The following is a 26,189-nucleotide window of genomic DNA, read 5'->3' on the forward strand; positions in this document are numbered from 1 at the left end:
GATGTACCTCAAAAAAGTGAACAGCCGAAGTGTAGCAGAAACGGATAAATATCCAATAAAAAAGCACCCTAAACCAATGCATAGGGTGCTTTCGCTGTATAGACGCTGACGAACTGTCAGTTATATCTACAATTACTTAGTCTCTACCTTTGCCTCAACAACGTCAGTAGTCACTGGATCCGCTTTAACCAATTCAGTTTTAGCAACAGTTGTCTCTTCTACGATGCTTTCTTGAGCTTCTGCGATAGGTTCAGCAGCTACTGGAGCCTCTTCGACTACTGCCGTTTCTGCTGATGCTTGCTCTTCCGGTTGATTGTTTTCTGCAACTGCCGCTTGTTCCGCATTTTCTTCTGCTGTGGCTGGCTCTGCAGTTATTGCCTCTTTCTTTGCTTTTTCTGCCGCTTCTTTCTCTTTATAAGAAGCAATCACACCATTCAAATTATTAATTAAGTTATCATTTCGCTCAAGTTGTTGTGTCAGTACAACCACTTGTTTTTGAACATTAGCACGATCGCCAGTTTGCTTTTCAACTGTCACTTCCAGTGTTTTTATTTGCACCTGAAGCTCTTTGATTTTATCTTCTAGATCAGCCGTATTATTAATCTCATGCATTTGCTGTACTGAAACCAAAACCGCCTCAGTCTGCATTCTTAATGGTTGGTTACGGTAATCATCACCATTAATTGCTTGTGAAATAGATAATAATTTATTTTCAAACTCTAATACTGGTTGCTCAAATTGGCCATTTTTAACTGCTTTCAGTAATTTCACTTCAGCTGCCATGTTTTTTAAATGATCAAGTTGAAAACGTGTTTTAGCAACAACATCAACAATTAATGCTTTATCACGATTGTTTGCTTGTACTGCTTTTTTAGCTTTATCTAATTCCGCTTTAGCTTGGCCATAGCTAATTGGTGCAATGGCCTTAAATCCCTTACGAGATAAGTCAGAAAACTCTTTTTCCAGTGGCTCAACATGAATTTTTAATGTTGTTTTAATCTCTGTAACTTTTGCATTGGTTAGAAATGATGCTTGCTTAGTTTGAGCTTCAGCAATATCGTTTTCAACCACAGTTACAAAGAGTGCTTTATACTGAGTGTTTAGGCTTGAAAACTCTTGTGAGTAATACTTTTTAGCATCAATCTCAATCAAATATGCCATCTGTGCAATAGCATCAGACAATACGACATCTGCCGTTGCTTTATAACGTTTAAGTTTCGAAAGTTCACTATCGGCAACTGCAACTAAAGACATGTACTTTGCAGCATAAGAACCCGAAGAGAACATTGAGTACTCTTCATTAATTAGCCCTGGCTCTTTTTCAATTTCTAAAAAGATCTCTTTTGCTTCAGCCCACTCTTCCATCATTGTCGCGTATGCGGCTTCTGAATAAATTGAAAAAGAGTCTACAGAATCAAAAGTTGTTTTATCTAATGAATATTGTTTCTGAAGCGCATCAAATGTCGATACTGATTGTACTTTGTCATTTTGCTCAGTTACAGCCACTGCTGACTCACCACCAGTACTCTGACAGCCAACCACACCGACTAACGCAGAGGCAATCATTGCCATTTTAAAAAATTGTTTCATCACTAACCCATAATAATTATTTTTGAATAGACATCACATAACATAGTAGTACAAACAAAAATTAAAGACAGCTTTTCTTATGTATGAGGCGAAATCAGTATTGACATTGATATAACAACAAAAAAAGCCACTCAATTTTGAGTGGCTTTCTGTATTATCTATCGCAGTTTATGAAAATTAATCTCCTGCGAACATATAACCTTCACCGTGTACAGTGACAAAAATTTGAGGATTTTTTGGATCCACTTCCATTTTTGCTCGCATTCTACGGATCAGTACATCAATCGTTCTATCATTTGGGGCATCTACGCGATGACTGATCATATTCAAAATACGTTCACGTGATAGAACCGTATTTGGGTATGAAGACAGAGCAACCAATAATTCATATTCTGCTTTCGTGAGTTTTACTGGCTCGCCATTATTTGACAAAGCACGACGTTGGATATCAAAAGTCCACTCACCAAAGCGAACAATACTCGACTCATCCACTTCAACAGGTTCATTGACTAACGACATACGCCAAAATAAATTTTTCACTCGTACTAATAGCTCACGTAATTCAACAGGCTTAGTAACATAATCATCAGCCCCCATTTCTAGACCAACAATGCGGTCAATACTATCTGTTCGTCCTGTAACAAGAATAATACCAATATTCGACTGACTGCGTAATTCACGCGCCAACAATAAACCATCCTCTCCTGGTAGGTTTATATCAAGCATAATTAAATCAACTTTTTGTTCAGCCAAAATAGTTCGCATTTCTGCCCCTGTTTCAGCCTCGCTCACTTGATATCCCTCGGCTTCAAAATAGCCTACAAGTTTAGAGCGAGTTACCACTTCGTCTTCAACAACTAAAATGTGATAGCTCATAATCTTCTCTTTTTTATGGTTATTAGGATGGTTCTTATCTTATTCTATTCATATTTTGTAATAATGCCAATTCTCAATTGATATTTCTGTATTTTAATTGATTCAAGACAATTCTTAATAAAAATCGAACATTAATCTTTACTCATATATTTATACACCCTGTTAATGAGAGGTGCTATTCCTTTTCATACTTATCCAGTACAATTCTTAAATAAACTTTTTGGAGTAAAAGATAAATGAACGAATTAACAGCATTTAATGAACAACGCGCTGAAATTTACTGGTGGCTTTCAAGCTTATTAGCTAATGAACTAACAACTGAGCAGCTTGATCAGTACAACAGTTTTGAAGTACGTACTTTTTTAGCAAGCTTGGCTGAAACTCCAACGTTAGCGACATCGATGAATGCTTTAATTGAAAAACTAAATCAATTACAAAGCCGCGAAGACGTGCAACTTGAGCTATCTGCTGATTTCTGTCAAGCCTTTCTAGGCTCGGATAAAAACAGTGCTCTGCCTTACGCGTCGATATATTTAGACAAGGCAGGCATCCTAAATGGCAAGCCAGCTCAAGATATGCGAGATCTACTTTCAAAATATGACATTGCACAAAAGTCTGAGTTTAACGAACCTGCTGACCATATTGCTATTGAATTAGATTTTCTTGGTAACTTAATTGCCATGACAAATCAGCAATCATCTGAAGAAGATTTTGAAACTTACATGAATGCTCAACTAACGTTTATCAACGAACAATTACTTTCATGGGTTCCAAGATTTAGTCAAATATGTAAAGAAAGAGATGAGTTTGGTTTTTATGCTTCTGTTACCGACTTTTTAGTTGCGTTCTTACGATTAGATGCGACTTTCCTTACCGGTGAGTAATATAAATGCTAAAATTGATGCAATAAACTAACAAGTCCGTGATGTAAATCAGATTACAACCAAAATTTATTAAATCAATAATTGTTTGCACTATGCTTTACCTATAAAATGTGAACGCAAACGATAAAATTTGAAAACTAAATGAAAACCGCATTTTTGGCGGTTTTTTTTATTTATACCTTTTTATTTATACCTAGACTTAGGGCCTATTTATCTTCCATCAGTTCTTTACAGATCAAAACTCATTTTTGTTGGAAGATAAATAGCCCCTTAATAATCATTTAAGGCTTTTATATGGCTACTATTAAAGACGTTGCAAAACTTGCTTCGGTTTCAACCACCACGGTATCGCACGTAATTAACAAAACACGCTTTGTCGCCGAAGCAACTCAAAAGCGCGTATGGGAAGCAGTTGAAGAACTTAACTATGCACCAAGTGCTGTTGCTCGTAGTTTAAAGTGCAATACGACACGTACTATTGGTATGCTAGTAACTCAATCATTTAACCCATTTTTTGCTGAAGTAATGCATGGGGTTGAAAACTACTGCTACAAACAAGGTTACACACTATTTATGTGTAATACCGAGGGCGATTTAGATAAACAAAAACATTACCTTCGTATGCTTTCTGAAAAACGAGTAGATGGCTTATTGGTTATGTGTTCAGATCTTAATGAACAATTATTAGCACTACTTGAAAAGAATACCGAGTTACCAATGGTAATTATGGACTGGGGCCCTGATAGTCCACACACAGATAAAATCATTGATAACTCTGAAAAAGGTGGCTATTTAGCAACAAAACATTTGATCGAAAATGGCCATACTCAAATTGCTTGTATTACAGGTCAAGCTGAAAAAACCACATGTAAAGAACGTGTTCATGGTTTTCAACGCGCTCATGAAGAAGCTAACTTACCATTTAAATCAGAATGGATATTAGAAGGTGACTTTGAATGCGCTTCTGCATCAAAAGCGATTGATAAACTATTAGCCATGCAAGAACGTCCAACTGCTTTATTTTGTTTTAACGATATAATGGCTCTGGCTGCAATCAGTCGAATTAAGCAATCTGGTTTGCGAGTGCCTGAAGATATTTCTGTTATTGGCTACGATAATATAGAACTTTCAGCTTACTTCTCACCACCGCTAACGACGATCCACCAACCTAAACGTCGTGTAGGAAAAACCGCGGTAGAGATATTATTAGAGCGAATTAAGGATAAACATCACGAACGTCGTGTTTTTGAAATGCAGCCAGAGGTTGTTTCTCGCAGTAGTGTTCTTAATCGTTTAAAATAATAATTACAATTCTTTTTATATCAAAAACTTATTTATTTCTCTTTTTTATTTAAAACTTGAACAGAGATAACAAAAAAACAACGCCATTATGTGAACCAAGATCACATAATGGCGTTTTTTGCTATAACACACCTTATTGATTGCTATATCATCAATAGTGTCACGAACATGGCAAACTATGCGAAAGTATAGGACGCAAAGCTTCCGGCCTACGTATTATATATAAGGTAGCGGGGTTGCCGACGGCGAGTATTCTGTCAATCGTTGTTAATTTTTACGTTAAAATAACAATGATTTCTTTTAAGCTTGCTACTATTTCCTCGGGCTCAGTTGTTTAGTGACATAGACTTACTAACCGAGAATTATTGCAATGGATAAACCAATACTAAAAGAATCACTTCGTTTACTTTCCTCTCTTGGGAAGATCTCTTCGCGTTCAATGTTTGGTGGCTTTGGTGTCTTTATAGATGACACTATGTTTGCCCTTGTCGTTCAAGACAAACTGCATTTACGATCAAGCGAAGAAACGATTAATTTATTTAAAGAGCAAGGATTTGAACCTTACGTTTATAAAAAACGTGGTTTTCCAGTTGTTACTAAATATTTTGCTCTTCCTGAGGAGTGTTGGAATGAACCAGATTCCATCTTGCTTCAAGCTGTTATAGCTTTAGATGTCGCGAAAAAAGATAAAGAAAAACAGAAAACCGCAGAACCATCACGTATTAAAGATTTACCAAACCTTCGATTAGCTACAGAAAGAATGCTAAAGAAAGCAGGGATTAATACAGTAGAAGAACTACGTAGTACAGGCTCAGTAAATGCTTATAAAGCAATTCAACAAACTCATTCTAGCCATGTTAGTGATGAATTATTGTGGTCTCTTGAGGGAGCAATTAAAGGCACACATTGGTCTGTTGTTTCATCGGAAACAAGATGTGAACTAAGAAAGCAGTTATAAATTAGCTCACAATAATTCTCCTTCATAATTTCAGATACTGTTCTTAGTTTTAAGCTAAAGGCAGTATCTGCATCTCCTCGTTTTAACTTATTTATTTTACAGTTTCAAATTAAAATCATTCAGAACAAAAACTTAACCAACCAACCTTATCAATCACATCGTATTAACTTTATTGTAAATAATCTATTATTTCACCTTTAATTCAGATACCCTATATATGGTATTAAAGCCGATTAATTGGCCTAATGAATTATTGGATATTGTTAGATGAACAAAAACACAATCAGCAAAAAATGGCTCTACCTACCTATCATATGCATGATATTTACTATGTCTCTTGGTTTATTTATTTTTAACTCAACACTTTCTGATTGGCTTGAAAAAAAGGTCGAAGGTGGAATGTCTGAAGAAATCTCACGCGTCATAAAAGAAATAAATGATGATCAAGTTTCTTTTTCTGATTTAAAAGCCTTAGATGTTTATATAAAAACCAAGCTAGAACTAGCTAAAGAAGATCACGTAACAATCATCAAAGCTGATGGTACACCTATCGCAGATAGTGATATTTCTTTAGAAGCCGTATTACGACTTGAAAACCACCTAAATAGAAAAGAAGTTGTTGACGCTAAAAACTTAAATTATGGCACCACGACCCGCTTCAGTACTTCTCGCTTTAAAAATTTACTGTATTCAGCACAATCATTCGATTACCAAGGTCAAACTTATATTGTTAGAGTCGCGACACCATTAACGCGTATAGACGCAATGGTAGAAGAATTGATGAATATCCTAATAATTTTAATGGGTATTAATATTTCACTTGTTATTGGTTCTTCTTTATTAAGTAACAAATTGATTCAGCAGCAAGTACAAAATGAGCAAGATTTACAAGAAGATCGTATTGAACAGCGTACTCAAGAGATTGAATTATTACATCGCCTTGCCACTATGCTTGCTGCCTGTAATTCAATTAATGAAGCTCAGATGGTGGTTGAAGATATCCTTCCTCGAATTCTTGGTAACGTAAATGGCGTTATTTCATTAATGCGTTCTTCTCGTAACCAATTGCTTGTTAAGCTTGACTGGGGCGGAGTATGGCCAGGAAGCAAAACTTATGCACCAGAAGAGTGCTGGGCGCTACGTAAAGGTAAATTCCACCTAGCAAACGATAAGTACACAACGTTGCCTTGCTCTCATATGTCAGCAACAGGGGAAGATCAAACACTTTGTATTCCTCTGACTGCTCATGGAAATACTATCGGTATGATGCACATCTACCTTGGTGATAAAGAAGATTTAGAGCCTGATGTACAAAAACTAGCCTTTACGGTTGCAGAACATCTCGGTCTAGCTTTAGCTAACTTAAACTTACAAGAAAAACTGAGAGAACAAGCGATCAGTGATCCATTGACCGGTTTATACAATCGCCGTTACTACGAAGAAACCATCAATCAAGAAATCATGCGTGCGCATAGACATAAACAAGAAATGTCTATTCTTATGCTAGATCTTGACCATTTCAAACGCTTTAATGACAACTACGGCCATGATGCTGGTGACTATGTCCTAAAAACTATTGGTACTTTACTGCTTAATACAATGCGTGGCGAAGATACAATTTGTCGTCTTGGTGGTGAAGAGCTCGCTATTATCTTACCAAGTACCAATGCTGAAGACGCTCTTGCTGTAGCAAACGGGCTATGTGCTTCCGTAAGTGATCTCCACCTTGCAATTAAGGAACTATCGTTAGGGAAACTAAGTGTTTCCATCGGTATTTCTACTTACCCTAAAAATGGGCAACAATCAGATGATTTAACCAAACTTGCTGATATTGCGCTGTATGAAGCAAAAGGGCGCGGTCGAGATCAAGCATGCCATTACGATGATTTAATTCAATCTTCTGAAGCCATTAAAGAGGCGATTGAAACTAAGTGCGATAATACAAAAACAAAAGAAACAACTGTCGTAGCCATTAACGCTTAACAGTAAATATAGATGATGAACTTAATCGCTTAATCGATAGGTTCATCATCTACTTGCATCATAAAATCAGTAACCCACCCAATCATTAAAATCATTAGCCAAGAAACCATGACCGATGCTGGCACCTCAAACTTAGGAGATATAATTAAGGTTGCAAAGGCAATGACGGGTAAAAGCCACGATAGCATAGAAAGCCAATCTCTATATTTAGATCGTCCAAGACTCTGTAAACATACAATAAGACCAGTAATTGACAAGGCAACAAGTGCCGCGTGTTGTAAGCCCCCTATCCATAATGGAATAACGAGTACCAGAGGCCACCACGCATTTCGATTCACAGGTTTCCAACTTCTCGCCGCTATCCAGACCAAAATAACACTGATTATTTGAACCAATGTTAAAGAGGCACTGCCTTCTAATTTACCTTCATATTGTAAGGCCATGATCCCAGCTTCCATTGCCACCACAACCGCAATAATAAAGGCCACCAGATGAATGCTTTTTCGTCGTGAAAAAATCACCATTAATAAGGGAAATAGAGTCCAAACAGCAATCGAGAGTGATAATGGCTGCTCACTGAGCGTTAAGCCAAACAATGACATTCCAGCAAGTAACACCCATGTAGCAACACCACCTTGAGGAATGAGCCATAACATAGGAATGGCTAAAGCAAGTAAAGGAAGCTCTCCTCCACTAATCCCAAAAGCCAATACGCCAACAACAACAAGTAGGATACTTAATATAATAGACAACACGGTTAATACCATCGCTAGCCCTCCTTGGTACAAAGCGGTTTACTTTGCTACTATTTCAGTTTAGCGGTAATACTTAGCTTTATCACTGACCAATCTCTCTTTTCTAATAGAAGATATTTATTTCAATGGATGAATTTACTCAAAGTATTTATACGAATTTATATTACGTACCGTCAGGCCGAGTCGTCACTTATGGACAGCTTGCAACGTTAGCAGGGTTTCCTAATCACTCACGACACGTGGGAAAAGTGTTAGCTAAACTCCCAGAAGATACACTGTTACCTTGGTATCGAGTTGTCAATGCACAGGGGAAGATTTCATTACTAGGTGATAAATTTGAAAAACAGAGAAGATTGCTTGAAGAAGAAGGGATATTGATTCGAGAAGATGGGAAAATTTGCCATTTTAAACAAGTCGTCATGCCTTAAGACACAACGGCCTGTTTACATAAAGCCAATCAATATTATTGACGAACGCCTTTTAACAATAAATCTTGTTGCATTGTTTTTGCTTCATCAGTGATCACAGCGTAGTTTGTGTCTGTTGTGAAACGTAACTTACCATCAACTTTAATTGTTGCACGTACAGAATAGCGATGATTCGCTTGAATATCAGCCGTATCAAATTCTAAAGAATAATCAAATGGTGATGACTTTTCTGCCGCTTCAAAAGTTTGCTCAGCAATCGTTTTTGATGGTGCATCCGCTAAAGACACATCAGCCAATGTTACGGTAATCACCGCGTTTGCAGGTAAAGCAATACGCTCACGGTAACCAACACTACCTGTCACTAATTGTGTTTCAGATGCTTCAATTACTTCAGTGCCAGACGCATCTGTTTGAGCCATATCTTCTTGCACTACCACTTCTTGCTTAACCACTTCTTTTTCTGCTTTATCTGTTGAATTGCAGCCAACCATCGTGATCCCTGTCGCTACAGAAAAAGCAATTAATAATGATTTTTTCATGTTTTTCTCTCTTATAATATTATCGTTATCTAACAAACTGACACGAATATAGACCTAATATCTCACCGTGTCTGCTTAACGACTTCATCTTTGACAGAAAACTAACTCAACCAGAGTAAAATTGCACAGTTTTGATACAAATCTGACTCAGTTAACATAGTGTTTAACTTATTGAACTGAACCTGAATCTGACTCACAATAGAGTAATCACGTCAGAGGCATTAAGGCATATAGAATGAATAAACCATTAAATGAATTACTTACACTATTGCAGTTAGAACAATTAGAACAAGGCTTATTTAGAGGTCAAAGTGAAAATCTTGGATTGCCACAAGTGTATGGTGGCCAAGTCATTGGGCAGGCACTTTCTGCTGCTCGTTATACTGTTGATAATGCTAGAACCGTTCACTCTTTCCATAGCTACTTTCTTTATCCTGGCGATCCAGAAAAAGCGATTATTTATGATGTGGAAAATTTAAGAGATGGCAGAAGCTTCAGCACACGTCGCGTTAAAGCGATTCAAAATGGCCGACCTATCTTTTACTTAACCGCTTCTTATCACGGTGATGAGCCGGGCTTTGAGCACCAATCAAGTATGCCTGATATCGCAGGGCCTGAAAATTTCGCCTCAGAAACACAACTTGCAGAAGCCATTAAACACGTCCTTCCACCCGCGGTTCAAAAAATATTTTGTGGTGAAAAACCAATTGAAGTTCGTCCTGTTAATATTGTTAATCCACTAGCCCCTAAAAAAGCGGCGCCAACACAACATCTGTGGATTAAGGCCAATGGTGAGCTACCAGCCGACCAATTAATCCATCAATACTTATTAGCTTATGCATCTGATTGGGGATTCTTACCAACCGCCCTTCATCCACATGAAGTCAGCTTATTAACGCCAAACTTCCAAGTGGCGACGATTGACCATTCAATGTGGTTCCACCGTCCATTTAAGATGGATGAATGGTTGTTGTACTCTATTGAAAGTACCAATGCGAGTGGTTCTCGTGGCCTAGTTCGTGGGGAAATATTCAATCAAAAAGGTGAACTTGTTGCATCAGCTATGCAGGAAGGCGTGATGAGAATGAAGAAAAAATAAACCCACCTCTTCAATCATATAATTTATCGGTCAGGTAGTTACCACCTGACCTTCTTTTTCACACATAATTACCATATAACTATAACGGTAGCTCTGTTGTATATTTTAGAGGCTCCATCGCAAATGTACTGGTGACATTCGAGATCCCATCAACACTGTTGACTAGTTTTTTATAAAAACCATCGAAGGCTTTCATGTCTGCTGATAACACTTTCATCATGTAATCATACTCTCCCGCCATTCGATAAAATTCCATCACTTCAGGGAAATCCGAAACAGTATCCACAAATTGGTTATACCACTCTTGTGAGTGATTGGATGTTTTTATCAATACAAATGCATTAAAGCTTAACCCTAATTTTTCAGGATTAAGTAAAGCTACTTTCTTTTCAATCACCCCATCTTCTTCTAGACGTTTTAATCGCTTCCAACACGGTGTTGTAGTTAAGTTAACCGCTTCTGCTAAATCATGTAACGAGATGGTGCTGTCTTTTTGCAGTAACGAAAGTAAGGTAGTATCGACCTTATCTAGCTCATGCTTTCCCATAAAAACTCCAAAATAGAAAAACTTTCTCTTTTATACTTAATTTAAAGTAAATATAGCAAAGTTTTTCTCAACGTACAGAGGTAAATTAATCACATCGCTACTATTTGCATTAACAGTATTAAGGAAAGCATTATGTGTACAGATCATAACTGGATTAACAACGCTATTCGTAAAATTGAAGCGGACTACCAACGCTCTGCAGATACGCACCTTATTAAACTTGATTTACCTATGCTTGATGGCATTGATTTGTACCTAAAAGATGAAAGTACACACCCAACAGGCTCTCTTAAGCATCGCTTAGCTCGTTCTCTTTTCCTTTATGCCATTTCTAATGGTTGGATTGGTCCAAATACGCCAATTATTGAATCTTCATCAGGTAGCACTGCGGTGTCAGAGGCTTACTTTGCCCGCCTACTTGGTTTGCCATTCATTGCTGTTGTTCCTCGTAAAACAGCAAGCAAAAAGATCGAGATGATCAATTTTTACGGTGGCAAAGCACATTTTGTAGAACGTTCTGATGAAATTTATGCTGAATCTCGTCGACTTGCAGAAGAGTTAAATGGTCACTATATGGACCAATTTACTTACGCAGAGCGTGCAACAGATTGGCGTGGAAACAACAACATTGCCGATAGTATTTTTAGTCAAATGCAATTAGAAGATCACCCAGAACCAACGTGGATCATAATGAACCCAGGTACTGGCGGTACCTCTGCAACCATCGGTCGTTTTATTCGTTACCAAAAATACAATACTAAATTGTGTGTCGTCGACCCTGAAAATTCAGTTTTCCATGAGTTCTATAAAACGGGCAATAAAGAGCTAACATTAGAGTGTGGCAGTAAAATCGAAGGCATTGGCCGTCCTCGTGTAGAGCCAAGCTTTATTCCTGGAGTTATCGATGAAATGCGCACGATTCCAGATGTAGCAAGTGTAGCAACAGCGCGTTGGCTAGAAAGCATCCTCGGCAGAAAAGCGGGAGCATCTACTGGTACTAACCTATTTGGCGCGTTGCAATTGGCTTGTGAAATGCAACAACGTGGTGAGAAAGGCTCAATCGTGACTTTACTGTGTGATAGCGGCGAGAGATACCTTGATACCTACTATAATGATCAATGGGTGGCTAATAACATTGGCGACTTAACTCCGTTTTTAGCACAACTAAGCCGCTTTGAGAAAACGGGTCAATTATAAAAAACCAATAAAATAATAACGTCCCGTTAGGATTAAACCAATAGGTAATAACAATAAAAGCCATCGATCATCGGTGGCTTTTTTATTACAATACCAATAAATAATCCTACTGAGATTCATTCTATTATGTCTACAGCAATCGTTGTATTTAGTGGCGGTCAAGATTCCACTACCTGTTTAATTCAAGCACTTACTCAATATGATCATGTTCATTGTATTACTTTTGATTATGGCCAACGTCATAATCAGGAAATTGAAGTAGCCAAAAAAGTCGCGCTTGAACTGGGTGCAGCCTCTCACAAAGTGATGGATGTCGGTTTACTTAATGAGCTTGCTGTTAGTTCATTAACTCGCGATAACATTCCTGTCTCTCACGAACTGCAAGAAAATGGCCTACCAAATTCGTTTGTTCCTGGTCGTAATATTCTATTTTTAACCCTTGCTGGTATTTACGCTTATCAATTAGGTGCTGAATCTGTGATCACTGGTGTGTGTGAAACTGATTTTTCTGGCTACCCTGATTGCCGTGATGAGTTTGTAAAATCAATCAACCAATCTCTCGTCTTAGGTATGGATCGTAAACTTCGTATTGATACGCCATTGATGTGGCTAAACAAAGCTGAAACGTGGGCACTGGCTGATAAATACGGAAAGCTAGACTATGTTCGCAACCAAACACTAACCTGCTATAACGGTGTGATTGGTGACGGCTGTGGTGATTGTCCATCGTGTGACTTACGTAGGAATGGTCTAGATGAGTATTTAGAAAATAAAGACGCAGTAATGGCTGATTTAAACGCTAAGCTGTAAGTATAATTATTTAATTAAAAAAAAGGCCATCACTTCAAAGTAAGTAATGGCCTTTCTTTTTATCGAATTATCACTTCAATATTAATGCGAAATACGCCCTGTAATATCATGATCTAATTCTTTATTTAATAACGCTTCCACATGACCTGGAGAGTGCGTCTGTCCTGAAATTAATCGATACATCGCAGGGATAACAAATAACGTTACCAAAGTCGCAAAGGCCATACCAAAGAAGATAACCGTACCTACTGCCACTCGGCTTTCATAACCAGCGCCTGTAGACATGATCAATGGAATAGCACCTGCTAATGTCGTAAATGCTGTCATTAAAATAGGACGTAAACGACGAGCTGATGCATCAATAATCGCTTGTTCTAGCTCTATGCCTTTATCTCGCAACTGGTTCGCAAACTCAACAATCAAGATACCGTTTTTGGTTACCATTCCGATCAACATAATCATACCAATCTGGCTATAAATATTCAGTCCTTGGCCCATAATCACTAGCCCTAAGAAACCACCAAATACCCCCATTGGAACAGTAAACATCACCACCATTGGGTTAATAAAGCTTTCAAATTGTGCCGCAAGAACAAGATAAGCAACGAGCAGCGCCAATCCAAATACTACCAAAATACTTGATTGGTTTTCTTTAAAGTCTTTAGACTCGCCGGTATAAGCTACTGAAATATCACTCGGTAACATTTCAATCGCTTTCGCATCCAAATAATCCAGAGCATCACCTAGCGTTGCACCATCTTTTAGGTTGGCACTTAAGGTAATGGATTTCTGTTTATTGGTGTGTGATAGACGAATAGCAGACGCAACTTCATTGATTTTAGTTACCGTATCAAGAGTAACTAATTCCCCAGTCGCCGTTCTCATGTAAATTTGGCTAAGATCCGCAGCATTATTGAAGCTATTTTCATCACCTCGTAAATACACATCGTACTCTTCGCCACGATCCACATACGTTGTTTCACTTTTACCACCAAGCATGATCTCAAGGGTATCTGAAATATCAGAGATCTTAATGCCTAACTCTGCAGCACGGTTGCGATCAACTGACACAACTAACTCTGGTGTTTTTTCAGAATAGTTAATGTCTGCACCTTCCATCAATGGGCTATTATTCGCTTCTGCTTTTAATACATCACCCCATTTTTGTAGCTCTTTGTAATCTGAACCGCCAAGCACAAATTGCACAGGCTCACTTGAACCACCACGGAAGCCTGGCATCATTGGGAATACACGAACATCTGGAATATCGACTAAGGTTTTACGAATTAAGCCTAATCCTTCTTGAGCGGTCAGATCTCTGTCTGCCCAATCTTCTAAGATCATGATAACAAAACCAGTCTGGTCGCCTGCATTACCACCAAATGCAGGTGATTGAATACTGAATGATTTTAAGAATCCTTGACCAAGTAATGGCATCAATCTCTCTTCAACAATATCCATGTTTGAGCTCATTCGGTTATAACTGGTAGCATCAGCACCACGAACAAACGCAAATAATACACCACGGTCTTCTTGCGGTGTTAATTGTGATGGGACTTGCTGCATTAGCCCATAGCTACCGCCAATACAGGCTAAGATAATCACAGGAGCCAATAGACGCCATGCCACCGCTTTACTAACCGATTTACGATAACCTCTTTCTAAACTAGCGAACAGTTTGTCGACAAAGAGATTAAAACGATTTGGTTTAACATTCGCTTTTAAGATCTTGCTGCCTAACACTGGAGTCAGCGTTAAAGCTATCAAAGAAGAAAATAAGACCGACATCGCAAGCAATACTGAGAACTCAGTAAATAGTAGACCAACCATACCATCCATAAATGAGATCGGCAAGAATACCATTACCAGAACCAAGGTCGTTGCTATTACAGCAAAACCCACTTCTCTTGTACCTTTATAGGCGGCTAATAGTGGCGACTCCCCTTTTTCTAAATGATGGAAAATGTTCTCTACGACCACAATGGCATCATCAACCACTAGACCAATCGATAAGATCAGTGCCATTAAGGTGATTAAGTTAATTGAAAAACCAAAGTAATACGCCGCCATAAACGACGAAATTAATGAAACGGGTACGGTAACTGCCGGTATTAACGTTGCTCGTGCTTGGCCAATAAAGATATAGAGCACTAAGATAACCAAACCACCCGTAATAAAGAGTGTGCTGTATACCTCAGAAATCGAGCGATCAATAAACACGGTAGAGTCATAATCAATGGCTAAACGAGTACCTTCAGGTAGAAACTGTTGGATCTTCTCTACTTCTTCATGAACTAAATTCGCCACATCTAATGGATTCGCATCAGATTGTGGAACAATGCCCATGCTTACGTTAACAACACCATCACTTTTAAAGGTCGAATTTTCGTTTTCTGCACCGATAAACACATCTGCAACGTCTTTTAGATAAATTGATGTTCCATCGCTGGCGGTTTTAACTACAAGATAATTAAAGTCTTCTGCTTGGTTATAGAGGCGCTCAGTTCGAACCGACATCACAATGGCGTCGTTACGTACTTCACCACCCGGGCTTTCGATATTCTCAGAACGAAGTGCTGCGGTAATATCAGAAGCAATAACGCCTCGCCCTGCCATTAAATCAGGTTTGAGCTTTACATACATAACCTTGTAAAGACCACCTGAAATATCAACCGAACTCACACCTGTAATCAAACTAAAACGGTCAACCAATACACGCTCGGTGTAATCGGTAAGCTCAGTTCGATCCATAACGCTTGAACTTAAATTGATATATAAAGACGCTTCGCCACTGCCGTTATTCTTAAAGACAACTGGATCATCCGCTTCATCAGGCAAACTTCGCTGGGCACGAGCTACCGCATCACGAATATCACTCACACCGGTATTTAAGTCGTAACCTAAATCAAAGGTAATGGTAATACGAGACATGCTGTTACGAGTGGTTGACTCTATTTCATCAATACCACTAATACCTGAAAGCTGATCTTCCAATACAGTCGTGATCTGACTTTCAATAATCGTCGCCGAAGCGCCTTCATAACGAGTACTAATAGAAACCACAGGGCTTTCAATATCAGGCATTTCACGTACGGCTAGTTTACTAAACGACACCGCACCAAACACACACAACAACAAACTTAAAACAATGGCAACCACGGGCCTTTTTACTGAGGTATCAGATAACCACATGATTATTGTCCTTTAGCAGCAGGTTGAGTCTCTTGTTCAAGTAACTTAACGGTTACGCCTTCACGCATATTAACTAAGCCTTGAACTACGATATCTTGACCAATCTCTAAACCAGATTCAATCACTACACGGTTTTCAACACGAGCGCCCAGTGTAACTTGAGTACGTGTCACTTTATTATCATCACCGATGACATAAACATAGCGTTTTGTACCTGAGTACTCTAATGCTTGAACTGGAATTATTGGTGCATTAATCGCAGGGAAGTCCAACTCTGCAGCCATCAACATACCCGGTTTCATTTTTAGATCTTTATTTGGAAATTCAATACGGATACGTAAATTCAAGGTTTCAGCATTAATACGAGAATCAATACCTACTACTTTTCCTGAAAATACCGTTTTTCCCCATGCTTGACTCATAGCATCTACTTTCATGCCTGTAGATAACATAGAAAGATAACGCTCTGGTACTTGTAGATCTAACTGCATTAAAGACAAATTATCTAAGGTCAGTAATTCAGCTCCAGCATTAACCATTTTTCCGCGGCTAAAATCGATGAATCCGACCGTGCCAGAAAAAGGAGCTGAAATGTGAAGATCTGATAAATTTGCATTTGCCGCTTCTAAACGTGCTTGGGCAATATCAACGCTGGCTTTTTGGCCATCAATTTCTGTCTGAGTAATAGCATTCTTTTTCGCTAAGCGTTGAAATTCTTTTAGTTTACGTTTTTCATCATTTAAATACGCTTGAGCCTCTTTAATAGCAGCACTGGCTTTATCATCATTTAATTGAATTAAAAGCTGGCCTTTTTTGACCTCTTGATTTGCCTTAACCGCAATTCGGTCAATTTTTCCAGAAACCTCAGGAGAGATAATGACAGACTCTGCCGCTTCTAATTTACCGATTAAAGATAATGATTGAGATATTTCATGTGTTGCAACCTCTTCAGAGACAACAGCAACCGATTGATTTCCTCTTGGTTTCTTAGCATAAGAAGGTGTTGATAAAGTGCATGCTAATAAAACAGCAAGAGTAATAGACTTAGTTTGATTCATATTGATACTTATTATTTGAATTATTAAAATTACTTACTGACTCTAGTTTACCAAGTGAAAGCGGTTTTGTTCGTCAATGAATGTAAAGATGGTGCAATAAACTGTAAAAACAATCACTTCCATATGACCCTTTTTTATATTATTTGTTCAAAAATGGGGCTTTTTACCCCTTTTTGACGAAAAACCAATCATTCAAACCAAAAAACAAAGAAAAGTGCTTTACAGAAAAACGAAGTTTGCTATTATTCGCTCCGAACTTGGCAAGGTCGTTGGGAAAACTCTTGTTAAGTATAAAAATCTCTCGTTGGGGGGGTTCCCGAGTGGCCAAAGGGAGCAGACTGTAAATCTGCCGCGTAAGCTTCGATGGTTCGAATCCGTCCCCCCCCACCATYATTCTTCTTAATTGTATTWACGATTAAGATAACTTGATTACTCCGTTGGGAAACGAGTTAGTTAAGTATAAAAATCTCCGTTGGGGGGGTTCCCGAGTGGCCAAAGGGAGCAGACTGTAAATCTGCCGCGTAAGCTTCGATGGTTCGAATCCGTCCCCCCCCACCATTATTCTTCTTAATTGTATTAACGATTAAGATAACTTGATTRCTCCGTTGGGAAACGAGTTAGTTAAGTATAAAAATCTCCGTTGGGGGGGTTCCCGAGTGGCCAAAGGGAGCAGACTGTAAATCTGCCGCGTAAGCTTCGATGGTTCGAATCCGTCCCCCCCCACCATTATTCTTCTTAATTGTATTAACGATTAAGATAACTTGATTACTCCGTTGGGAAACGAGTTAGTTAAGTATAAAAATCCTCGTTGGGGGGGTTCCCGAGTGGCCAAAGGGAGCAGACTGTAAATCTGCCGCGTAAGCTTCGATGGTTCGAATCCGTCCCCCCCCACCATTATTCTTCTTAATTGTATTAACGATTAAGATAACTTGATTACTCCGTTGGGAAACGAGTTAGTTAAGTATAAAAATCCTCGTTGGGGGGGTTCCCGAGTGGCCAAAGGGAGCAGACTGTAAATCTGCCGCGTAAGCTTCGATGGTTCGAATCCGTCCCCCCCCACCATTATTTATCTCGATAGAGATCGAAAAGCCAATTCAGAAATGAGTTGGCTTTTTTTGTGCCTGTAATAAATAAAATGGCAAATTTCCTCTTTTTATTGCTTGCTAAAATCACTGTTCAAATATACAGTTACTTTGTTTTTCGATAATATAAAAGAGGCATTAAAATGCACATAGTACAAACTCAAAAGCAGCAAGAACCTTCCCAATGGAAAATCTGTAGCTTATGTAATAAAGAGGCTTTTTGTAACCCTTCAGCTAGCGTCACGATGGCATGGATAAAAGCAGGCTTTGGGCAGCAGAAATGCACTTGGCGCTGTGAGACTTGTCAGCCTTCTTCCAAGCTAATGAATTAACTTATCACTTAAAATAATGGTAATATCATTGTATTAAAAGATCCTGCCTTCGTTTAGGATTCAAAATAAATACAAGGACTTTAACTATAATGAAAGTAATTAGTTTCAACATAAATGGCCTTCGTGCTCGCCTTCATCAACTTCAAGCTATTATTGATAAGCACAACCCTGATGTTATTGGTCTACAAGAGATCAAAGTACATAACGAGATGTTTCCTGTCGAAGCTGTTGAAGCTATGGGCTACAAAGTCTACTTCCATGGCCAAAAAGCGCATTACGGTGTTGCTATGTTATGCAAGCAAGAGCCTATCTCTGTTCAGTACGGTTTTGATACTGATACCGAAGAGCATCAAAAACGCATGATCATGACAACACATCAACGTGAAGATGGCTCACAGTTCACTGTTATGAACGGTTATTTCCCACAGGGTGATAGCATCAAGCATGAAACTAAATTCCCGTATAAACGTCAATTCTATAAAGATTTAATGACGCATCTAAACACTCACCACAATAGCGATGAAGAACTCATTATTATGGGTGACATTAATATCAGCCCTATTGATTTAGATATTGGTATTGGTGAACCAAATGCGAAACGTTGGTTAAGAACAGGTAAGTGTTCATTCCAACCAGAAGAACGTGAATGGCTACAAACAGTAAAAGATTGGGGGTTTGAAGATACCTTCCGTAACCTTCATCCTGATGTCACTGATCAGTACTCATGGTTTGATTACCGCTCTAAGGGGTTTGTTGATAACCGCGGTCTTCGCATTGATGTGGTAATGGCGACACCAACACTCGCAGCTAAGTGTACTGAAGCCGGTATTGATTACGAATTACGCGGCATTGAGAAACCATCTGATCACGCGCCAATCTGGTCTACATTTAAATAACGATTTGAGCCTTACTTTATATTCTATAAGTGAGGCTTTTTTAATAAGGAAGTAGTATGAAATTATTCTTATTTGAACATTGCCCATTTTGCATGAAAGCTAAAATGGTGGCAGGTATTAAAAAACTGCCTATTAAATTCATTTATATGCAAAATGATGATGTTGATAGCCGAATCGAAAAAGTCGGTGCAAATATGGTTCCAATTTTAGAGAAAGAAGATGGTAGTTACATGGCTGAAAGCCTTGATATCGCAGAGTTTTTTGATAAACACGATCATCATTCTGTTATTGAGCAAGCGACCCACGCTGATGAAATTTCAGAATGGCTAGATACCGCTCGTCCTTTGTTCTTTAACTTAACATTCCCTCGCTGGACTCAACTAAATTTACAAGAGTTTCAACGCCCTGAAGCTGTCACTTGGTATACTGAGAAAAAAGAAGCCTTCATTGGCATGAGCTTTAAAGAGGCACTTGCTCAAAGTGATGAATACATTAATATGTTAAAGCCTCTTTTGGTTGACATTAATTTCATTACTTTACCATCAGAAAAGGGCAATAAGATCACTTGGGATGACATTAATTTGTTCCCATTCCTTCGTAACCTGACGGTAGTAAAAGGCTTGGATTTTCCTCCACACCTAAAAAATTACTTAGATGAGATAAGTGAACTGACTGACGTTAATTTATTTTTTAATAACGCAGTATAGTCGTCATTTTAATTAATGGTTATAAAATAAAAAAGAGCACATAAAAGTGCTCTTTTTTTATCATTACAATTAGAACCAGCGTTGGTACCAAAGTATTTCACCATGCTCTATGAAATCAAAAACACTTAAAAACAATGCACAAATCACGACTAATTTTACTAGCCTTATCAATAAAAATGATAAGTTCATAACCATCTCCTCAAGAGCACAATCTGACCATTTACTTGTTCTATTGATATTAATACCAATTCCAGTAATTATCTAATCATTATTACTGGTTAAATCACTTAATAATTACGTTAAAAATTTTTATTGTAGAATAACTATTTATAATAATTTACGCCTTATTCTTAAGCGATTTTTCTGCGTAATAAATAGATCATCTAATTAATTACATAGCTATAAAAAAAAGAGCACATTCAGTGCTCTTTTTGATTAGTACTTAAAAAACAGTTAACTTAGCGGTCTCATAAATCTAAGCATTCGAGTTTCTAATTGTTTAAATACAAAAATGATAATAAACGTTAAGCACATATAGAATAAACCTGCTGCAATATATGACTCAAACGGCGCATAATAACGAGAATTTACCAATCGAGCTGCGCCCGTTAAATCCATCAAGGTCACAATTCCCGCAATAGCAGAGCCATGAAGCATAAAGATAACTTCATTACTGTAAGCTGGAAGTGCTCTACGCAATGCACTTGGTAAAATGATGCGTTTATAGGTTTGAAATTGGCTCATACCATAGGCTTTCGCTGCTTCTATTTCACCTTGTGGTAAACCATTAATTGAACCGCGAACAATCTCAGAAGTGTATGCCCCTGTATTTAGAGCAAAAGCCACTAAAGCACAAAATGATGCGTGCTCCCATAGTGTATCTTTCACTGGGAAGAACTGATCCATACCATAGTAAATAAGGTACAACTGGATTAATAACGGAGTTCCGCGGAAAAAATAAATATAAGCCCAAGCTGGCCCCCAAATTAATGGGTTGTCGCTATTCCTTGCTATCGCAGAAGGTACTGCGATGCACAAGCCAATAACGAGAGAAAGTGCCACTAACCAAACTGTAGTCCAAAGCCCTTCTAAATAAACAGGTAGGCTCTCAATAATAATTGAAAAATCCATGCTTACCTCATATGAATACTGAATTTGCGTTCAACAAGCTTTAAAGCACCTGTTGATATAGCAGTGAAAAGTAAAAAGATACATGCGACAGACATATAGAACGTAAATGGCATTTTAGTGGTTCCTGCCGCCATTGAACTGACTCGAACCATATCTTCTAAACCGATAATCGAAACTAACGCGGTTGTTTTTAATAAAACTAACCAATTATTACCAAATCCAGGTAAGGCATGACGGATCATTTGTGGAAATAAAATACGACGAAATGCCATTGCGCCACTCATTCCATAGGCTTTTGCTGCTTCCATCTCACCACGGTCAACTGCCATGATTGCCCCACGGAAAGTTTCAGCCATGTAAGCACCAAAGATAAAACCAATAGTTAAAACACCGGCGATAAATGGGCTAATTTCAATATAGTCTGGAAGGTAAGAAAACCACTCATGATCTGGATTTGAATTAGTCATCCACTCATTAATCCACTCATTCGTTGCGTACAACCCGTTGTTAAGCAGCATCTGACCGCCAAAAAATAACAACATCATTAACACAAGATCGGGGATACCACGGACAACCGTTGTATAAATAGTTGCGATTCCTCTCGCCCAACGATAAGGCGCCATTTTAGCCAGTGCGCCTAGTAAACCTAGAAACACAGCTAAGATAAGAGACAATAATGCAACTTGTAGCGTCACTATTGCTCCGTCTAAGATGGAGGATTCATATCCTTGTAAATCTAACATACTGCTTCCAAGCTTTCGCTTTAATACCTACTCCAATAAAAATCAGTCGCTATTTATTGGAGTGGATATAACTATTAGAAATAATGAAAGAGACACTAGACGTGCCTCTTCCCTTTTTATACTTACTACTGCTTATTCACCATAAACATCATAGTTGAAGTATTTAGCGGCAATTTCTTGATAAATGCCTTTTTCACGCAGTGATTGAATCGCTGCATTTAGTTGCTTAGTTAAATCTTTATCTTGTTTACGAGTCGCAATCCCAAAACCGTCACCAAACCACTTTGGATCTGTTAATGATGGTCCAACAAACTCATATGCTTTACCACCTGGTTTATTAAGAAGACCTTCTTCTAATGCAGATGCATCACCAAGAACAGTATCGATTCGACCTGCTTTAAGATCTAGATAAGCTTCATCAAATGAACCATAACGTTTTAGATCTACACCTTTACCAAAGTTATCTGTTAGGTATTTATCGTGTGTTGTCGCACGCTGAACACCGACAGTTACATCTTTAAGACCCGCTTTTGTCATTACTAAATCTGTGCCTTTTTTGGCTACAAATTTATTTGGAATTAGTGCGTATTTTTCAGTGAAATCAATTTTCTTTTTACGCTCTTCAGTAATCGACATTGCTGCAATGATTGCATCATATTTACGAGCAAGCAGTGATGGAATAATACCATCCCAATCTTGCGCTACGATCTTACAACGTGCTTCCATCTCTTTACATAGTGCGTTAGCCATATCAACATCAAAGCCTTTAAGCTCACCTGATGGCTCTGTCCAACTAAAAGGAGGGTAAGCCCCTTCAATACCAAATCGAATTTGCTTCCATTCTTTTGCTTGAGCTGCGCCAGTAACGGCTGTAGATGCAACAACTGCTGCTAGTAACCACTTCTTCATTTCCTTGCTCCTGTAACTAACGATTTTTATATTTATACTATTTGTTGTGTTTCTTTTCTTGCTCTGGTATTCATCGACTTCTAATAAATAGATGAAATAAACTGTTTTAAACGTTCAGATTCTGGATTAGTAAAAAGCTTAGCGGGATCGCCCTGCTCTTCCACCAAGCCTTGATGTAAGAACATCACATGATTTGATACATCACGAGCAAACGCCATTTCGTGTGTTACCACTAACATTGTGCGCCCCTCTTCAGCAAGATCTCGCATTACTCCGAGAACCTCTCCAACCAACTCAGGGTCAAGCGCTGAGGTCGGCTCATCAAATAACATAACTTCAGGATCAACCGCTAAAGCACGAGCAATGGCTGCACGTTGCTGTTGCCCACCAGATAAATGTCCTGGGTAATAATCTCTACGCTCATACAAGCCTACTTGCTTTAAAATCTGCTCAGCTTTTTCAATCGCTTCTGCTTTAGGGACGCCTAAAACATGTATCGGTGCTTCTATAACATTTTGAAGCACTGTCATATGTGACCATAAGTTAAAGCCTTGAAAAACCATCGCAAGACGTGAGCGAATTCGTTGAACTTGTTTTTCATTCGCAGGAATTGACTCTCCTAAACGATTGTTTTTCATTTCAATCAACTCATCATTAACCCAAATTTCTCCTTGAGTTGGTGTTTCAAGTAAATTGATACAACGTAGGAAAGTACTTTTACCTGAACCAGACGAACCAATAATAGAGATTACATCACCTTTATTGGCTTCTAACGAAATGCCTTTTAAAACTTCATTTTGCCCAAAGTGCTTGTGTAAGTCTTTTACTTCTAGCGCGACAGCATCCTTCATGCGCCATATACTCCTAATTCAATCACACGTTAATCGTTTGCTTTTCTCTTTATTCTTAGAATTTAACACTCAAAATTATCACAAGCAACAATTTATTAACCAAACTATGAGGGGAAAACATAAACCAAATCCATAAGGAATTTTAATTCATATAAAAATCAATATTAGTCACTTATTACTTTTACTGTAACATTTCTATGCACAATAAAATTAACAATAATGAAACATTGAATTGTGGCAATTTATGTTTAAATATAACCATTAAGGCACATAAAATGCGTGGTACATGTAAATGAATTACTGCTATTATTTGTTATTTATTAAAAAATATTAACAACTTCAATATTGTTGATATCATTATAGAAATGCATCAAAAACACTGTAGTGGTATGTTTATAAAGGAAAAAGTTATCACTATTTCTATCATTAACATAATAACACCAAAGTATTAACGGTCTCATTTTGTAGTTTTCTTTCATATACAATTATATAGTGATCAAGATCAATCATTGGCTTAATTTTCGTGTGCTACACTCGGCGAAAATAACAAAAACAACATCAATATCTATTTATTGATTTTTAATTACTTAAAATTCTATTTATGAGGATTCTATGTCTATAGACAAAGATCAGAACGAAAAAAGCTATAGCGAGTTACACCGCCCAGCTTCTGAGTTCAATAGCCGTTCAGACTATTTAGATCATGAACTGCAAATAATGAAACCGCGTCGCTTTGGTTTAAACCTACCTGGCCGTGATTTCCGTTTCGAACTTGAAGATCTTGTTCCAGCATTAGCAGGTACTATTGGTATCATCGCGATGTACTCTGCTGTAATGATGTCTTGGGCCGATGGTCTTACACAAGCATGGCCGCACATCAACTTAGGTAAAGAATTTGCCATTGAAGTTGCTCGTGTTGAAATGCTAATCCCTGCGTTTTTATTCTGTATTTTAGCATCTGGTTTCTTTAACCCTCGCGCTAACCTTGCAGGTAATCACGGCCCAATGATCCCACTTATCGGTGCGATCGCGTTAGCCGGTGCACACCCTCTTGCTCTTGCCATTTTATTAGGTGTATTCGGATTACTATTAAGTTACTTCAAAGGGGGTTCCAAGCTTGTTAACTTGACCTCTGAAGGAGTCGCAGGTGGTCTTCTTGTTTTCTTAGGCTTTAGCGGCGCAATGGGGCAAATTGGTAAAATCCAATCTTGGTCTACTGGCCTTGAAGGTGGTTTAGGCTACATTGGCTTAGTCGTACTTGCAGTAAACATCGTTCTATACGCTTACCTTGCTCGTATTAACAAACGCTGGTTAGCTATTCCTGCTTGTGCATTTGCTGGTTTAGCAGTAGCGCTTGCCCTAGGCGCTGGTTTTGACCTTAAGTTTGAAACTCAGATGGGTATTCCTAACCTAAACCCTGTTTATTGGTGGGGATCTACTACTGAAGGTTGGATGCTAGGTCTTCCAAACCTACAACACTTCTTAGCGTCTTTACCATTTGCAATTCTTGCTGTTGCAATGTGGTCTCCAGATTTCCTTGGTCACCGTATTTTCCAAGAGCTAAACTACCCACGTCGTACTGAAAAAGTATTGATGGATGTTGATGATACAATGACAATGTGTTCTATCCGTCAAATGGTAGGTACTGCTGTTGGTGGTGGTAACATTACATCGTCTTGGGGGACATACATGATCCCAGCGGCTATTGCTAAACGCCCTATTCCAGGCGGTGCTATTCTTCTTGGTATTATTGTAATGACTATTGCGATCCTTGGTTTCCCAATGGATGTTGCGGTATGGCCACCAGTAATGTGTATGGCTCTATTGGTTGGTGTATTCTTACCAATGCTTGAAGCTGGCGTACAAATGGTTAAAGAAAATAAAGATGCACAATCTGCGGGTATCTGTATCTTTGCTGCTGCTGTTGCAAACCCTGTATTAGCTTGGGCTATGACAATGCTACTTGATAACAACGGTTTAATCGGTGATAAAGAACGTCCTAAGAACCTTTCTTTTATTGACCGTATCGTTATTCCAGGTGGTGTATTAGTGATTTGTTTAATCGCTATGCTAGCGGTTGGTATGCTTGAAGGTCAGTACGGCATTCCTGCATTTCTGTAACTTAGTATGGTAATCTAGGTTCAGAACTATAATACTTATGGGGTAGCGTCAACAGTTACCCCAACTTTATTAAAAAAATTGAAGATTTATTGATTTAGTTTAAGGTTTACAAAAAAAGTTTAATGTATTCTTGAAAAATCGAACGGTTAGTCGCAATATGAATGCTTATAAGCTAGGTTTTATAATCATCCATATTGTT

23 protein-coding genes, 5 tRNA genes and 1 riboswitch are annotated in these 26,189 nt (G+C 38.3%); of the genes, 17 read left to right on the plus strand and 11 right to left on the minus strand.

Going from position 1 to position 26,189, the window contains the following annotated elements; all coding sequences use genetic code 11:
- Nucleotides 1-132: 132 nt before the first annotated feature.
- Nucleotides 133-1,590 carry a hypothetical protein gene (locus ED622_RS06180; RefSeq protein WP_122033065.1) on the minus strand — a complete coding sequence of 486 codons (1,458 nt, stop codon included), beginning with the start codon at nt 1,588-1,590 and terminating at the stop codon, nt 133-135.
- Between the two features lie 177 nt (nt 1,591-1,767).
- Nucleotides 1,768-2,466, minus strand: a complete 699-nt coding sequence (torR, locus tag ED622_RS06185; RefSeq protein ID WP_122033066.1) for a two-component system response regulator TorR — start codon at nt 2,464-2,466, stop codon at nt 1,768-1,770.
- A gap of 236 nt (nt 2,467-2,702) precedes the next feature.
- On the opposite strand from torR, the gene torD reads away from it, so the two are divergent.
- The 4 genes from torD to ED622_RS06205 all read left to right on the plus strand — a co-directional run bounded on the left by torD (nt 2,703) and on the right by ED622_RS06205 (nt 7,593).
- Entirely contained in the window at nt 2,703-3,350 is a 648-nt protein-coding gene (gene torD / locus ED622_RS06190) for a molecular chaperone TorD (protein WP_122033067.1), read from the plus strand.
- Nucleotides 3,351-3,644: 294 nt separating this feature from the next.
- The gene (gene purR / locus ED622_RS06195; RefSeq protein WP_122033068.1) at nt 3,645-4,652 is read left to right on the plus strand and encodes an HTH-type transcriptional repressor PurR; all 1,008 of its coding nucleotides are present in this window, start codon (nt 3,645-3,647) and stop codon (nt 4,650-4,652) included.
- 160 nt (nt 4,653-4,812) lie between these two features.
- Nucleotides 4,813-4,896: riboswitch (cyclic di-GMP riboswitch) on the plus strand.
- 126 nt (nt 4,897-5,022) lie between these two features.
- Nucleotides 5,023-5,610, plus strand: coding sequence for a TfoX/Sxy family DNA transformation protein (locus tag ED622_RS06200; RefSeq protein ID WP_122033069.1), 588 nt, complete (start codon nt 5,023-5,025; stop codon nt 5,608-5,610).
- 267 nt (nt 5,611-5,877) lie between these two features.
- Nucleotides 5,878-7,593 (plus strand): GGDEF domain-containing protein, encoded by a 1,716-nt coding sequence (locus tag ED622_RS06205; RefSeq protein WP_216822078.1) that lies wholly within the window; start codon nt 5,878-5,880, stop codon nt 7,591-7,593.
- A 29-nt stretch (nt 7,594-7,622) separates the two neighbouring features.
- Here ED622_RS06205 and ED622_RS06210 read toward each other — a convergent pair whose 3' ends face one another.
- Nucleotides 7,623-8,360 (minus strand): hypothetical protein, encoded by a 738-nt coding sequence (locus tag ED622_RS06210; protein ID WP_122033070.1) that lies wholly within the window; start codon nt 8,358-8,360, stop codon nt 7,623-7,625.
- Between the two features lie 113 nt (nt 8,361-8,473).
- On the opposite strand from ED622_RS06210, the gene ED622_RS06215 reads away from it, so the two are divergent.
- The gene (locus ED622_RS06215; RefSeq protein WP_122033071.1) at nt 8,474-8,776 is read left to right on the plus strand and encodes an MGMT family protein; all 303 of its coding nucleotides are present in this window, start codon (nt 8,474-8,476) and stop codon (nt 8,774-8,776) included.
- A gap of 35 nt (nt 8,777-8,811) precedes the next feature.
- Here ED622_RS06215 and ED622_RS06220 read toward each other — a convergent pair whose 3' ends face one another.
- On the minus strand, nt 8,812-9,315 hold the full coding sequence (locus ED622_RS06220; protein ID WP_122033072.1) for a YbaY family lipoprotein: 504 nt from the start codon (nt 9,313-9,315) through the stop codon (nt 8,812-8,814).
- Nucleotides 9,316-9,550: 235 nt separating this feature from the next.
- Here ED622_RS06220 and tesB point away from each other — a divergent pair, with 235 nt between their 5' ends.
- The gene (gene tesB / locus ED622_RS06225; protein WP_122033073.1) at nt 9,551-10,414 is read left to right on the plus strand and encodes an acyl-CoA thioesterase II; all 864 of its coding nucleotides are present in this window, start codon (nt 9,551-9,553) and stop codon (nt 10,412-10,414) included.
- Between the two features lie 79 nt (nt 10,415-10,493).
- On the opposite strand, the gene ED622_RS06230 is transcribed toward tesB, so the two are convergent.
- Nucleotides 10,494-10,961, minus strand: coding sequence for an Lrp/AsnC family transcriptional regulator (locus tag ED622_RS06230; RefSeq protein ID WP_122033074.1), 468 nt, complete (start codon nt 10,959-10,961; stop codon nt 10,494-10,496).
- A 132-nt stretch (nt 10,962-11,093) separates the two neighbouring features.
- On the opposite strand from ED622_RS06230, the gene ED622_RS06235 reads away from it, so the two are divergent.
- Both ED622_RS06235 and queC read left to right on the plus strand, forming a co-directional pair.
- Nucleotides 11,094-12,158, plus strand: a complete 1,065-nt coding sequence (locus ED622_RS06235; protein ID WP_122033075.1) for a PLP-dependent cysteine synthase family protein — start codon at nt 11,094-11,096, stop codon at nt 12,156-12,158.
- 126 nt (nt 12,159-12,284) lie between these two features.
- Nucleotides 12,285-12,968, plus strand: coding sequence for a 7-cyano-7-deazaguanine synthase QueC (gene queC / locus ED622_RS06240; RefSeq protein WP_122033076.1), 684 nt, complete (start codon nt 12,285-12,287; stop codon nt 12,966-12,968).
- Nucleotides 12,969-13,049: 81 nt separating this feature from the next.
- Here queC and vexH read toward each other — a convergent pair whose 3' ends face one another.
- The gene (gene vexH / locus ED622_RS06245; RefSeq protein WP_122033077.1) at nt 13,050-16,160 is read right to left on the minus strand and encodes a vibriobactin export RND transporter permease subunit VexH; all 3,111 of its coding nucleotides are present in this window, start codon (nt 16,158-16,160) and stop codon (nt 13,050-13,052) included.
- 2 nt (nt 16,161-16,162) lie between these two features.
- Nucleotides 16,163-17,218 carry an efflux RND transporter periplasmic adaptor subunit gene (locus ED622_RS06250; RefSeq protein WP_122033078.1) on the minus strand — a complete coding sequence of 352 codons (1,056 nt, stop codon included), beginning with the start codon at nt 17,216-17,218 and terminating at the stop codon, nt 16,163-16,165.
- A 306-nt stretch (nt 17,219-17,524) separates the two neighbouring features.
- Between ED622_RS06250 and ED622_RS06255 the strand changes: the two genes are divergently transcribed.
- The 8 genes from ED622_RS06255 to grxB all read left to right on the plus strand — a co-directional run bounded on the left by ED622_RS06255 (nt 17,525) and on the right by grxB (nt 20,235).
- Nucleotides 17,525-17,608 (plus strand) — tRNA-Tyr (locus tag ED622_RS06255).
- Nucleotides 17,609-17,692: 84 nt separating this feature from the next.
- A tRNA-Tyr gene (locus tag ED622_RS06260) sits at nt 17,693-17,776 on the plus strand.
- Nucleotides 17,777-17,860: 84 nt separating this feature from the next.
- A tRNA-Tyr gene (locus ED622_RS06265) sits at nt 17,861-17,944 on the plus strand.
- 84 nt (nt 17,945-18,028) lie between these two features.
- Nucleotides 18,029-18,112 (plus strand) — tRNA-Tyr (locus tag ED622_RS06270).
- A gap of 84 nt (nt 18,113-18,196) precedes the next feature.
- A tRNA-Tyr gene (locus ED622_RS06275) sits at nt 18,197-18,280 on the plus strand.
- A gap of 163 nt (nt 18,281-18,443) precedes the next feature.
- Nucleotides 18,444-18,632, plus strand: a complete 189-nt coding sequence (locus ED622_RS06280; RefSeq protein WP_122033079.1) for a hypothetical protein — start codon at nt 18,444-18,446, stop codon at nt 18,630-18,632.
- A gap of 89 nt (nt 18,633-18,721) precedes the next feature.
- Nucleotides 18,722-19,528 (plus strand): exodeoxyribonuclease III, encoded by an 807-nt coding sequence (gene xthA, locus ED622_RS06285; protein ID WP_122033080.1) that lies wholly within the window; start codon nt 18,722-18,724, stop codon nt 19,526-19,528.
- 56 nt (nt 19,529-19,584) lie between these two features.
- Nucleotides 19,585-20,235 carry a glutaredoxin 2 gene (gene grxB, locus ED622_RS06290; protein WP_122033081.1) on the plus strand — a complete coding sequence of 217 codons (651 nt, stop codon included), beginning with the start codon at nt 19,585-19,587 and terminating at the stop codon, nt 20,233-20,235.
- A gap of 453 nt (nt 20,236-20,688) precedes the next feature.
- Here grxB and ED622_RS06295 read toward each other — a convergent pair whose 3' ends face one another.
- The 4 genes from ED622_RS06295 to ED622_RS06310 all read right to left on the minus strand — a co-directional run bounded on the left by ED622_RS06295 (nt 20,689) and on the right by ED622_RS06310 (nt 23,869).
- Nucleotides 20,689-21,366, minus strand: a complete 678-nt coding sequence (locus ED622_RS06295; protein WP_122033082.1) for an ABC transporter permease — start codon at nt 21,364-21,366, stop codon at nt 20,689-20,691.
- 2 nt (nt 21,367-21,368) lie between these two features.
- Nucleotides 21,369-22,109: an ABC transporter permease gene (locus ED622_RS06300; RefSeq protein ID WP_122033083.1), complete on the minus strand. Its 741-nt coding sequence runs from the start codon at nt 22,107-22,109 to the stop codon at nt 21,369-21,371.
- Between the two features lie 132 nt (nt 22,110-22,241).
- Nucleotides 22,242-23,018 carry an ABC transporter substrate-binding protein gene (locus tag ED622_RS06305; protein ID WP_122033084.1) on the minus strand — a complete coding sequence of 259 codons (777 nt, stop codon included), beginning with the start codon at nt 23,016-23,018 and terminating at the stop codon, nt 22,242-22,244.
- 80 nt (nt 23,019-23,098) lie between these two features.
- Complete coding sequence (locus ED622_RS06310; protein ID WP_122033085.1) at nt 23,099-23,869, minus strand: ABC transporter ATP-binding protein; 771 nt, start codon at nt 23,867-23,869, stop codon at nt 23,099-23,101.
- Between the two features lie 612 nt (nt 23,870-24,481).
- Here ED622_RS06310 and ED622_RS06315 point away from each other — a divergent pair.
- On the plus strand, nt 24,482-25,990 hold the full coding sequence (locus ED622_RS06315; RefSeq protein ID WP_122033086.1) for a DUF3360 family protein: 1,509 nt from the start codon (nt 24,482-24,484) through the stop codon (nt 25,988-25,990).
- Nucleotides 25,991-26,189 lie beyond the last annotated feature (199 nt).

Origin of the sequence: Aliivibrio sp. EL58 (assembly GCF_900312675.1) — a bacterium.
Taxonomy (GTDB): Bacteria; Pseudomonadota; Gammaproteobacteria; order Enterobacterales; family Vibrionaceae; genus Aliivibrio.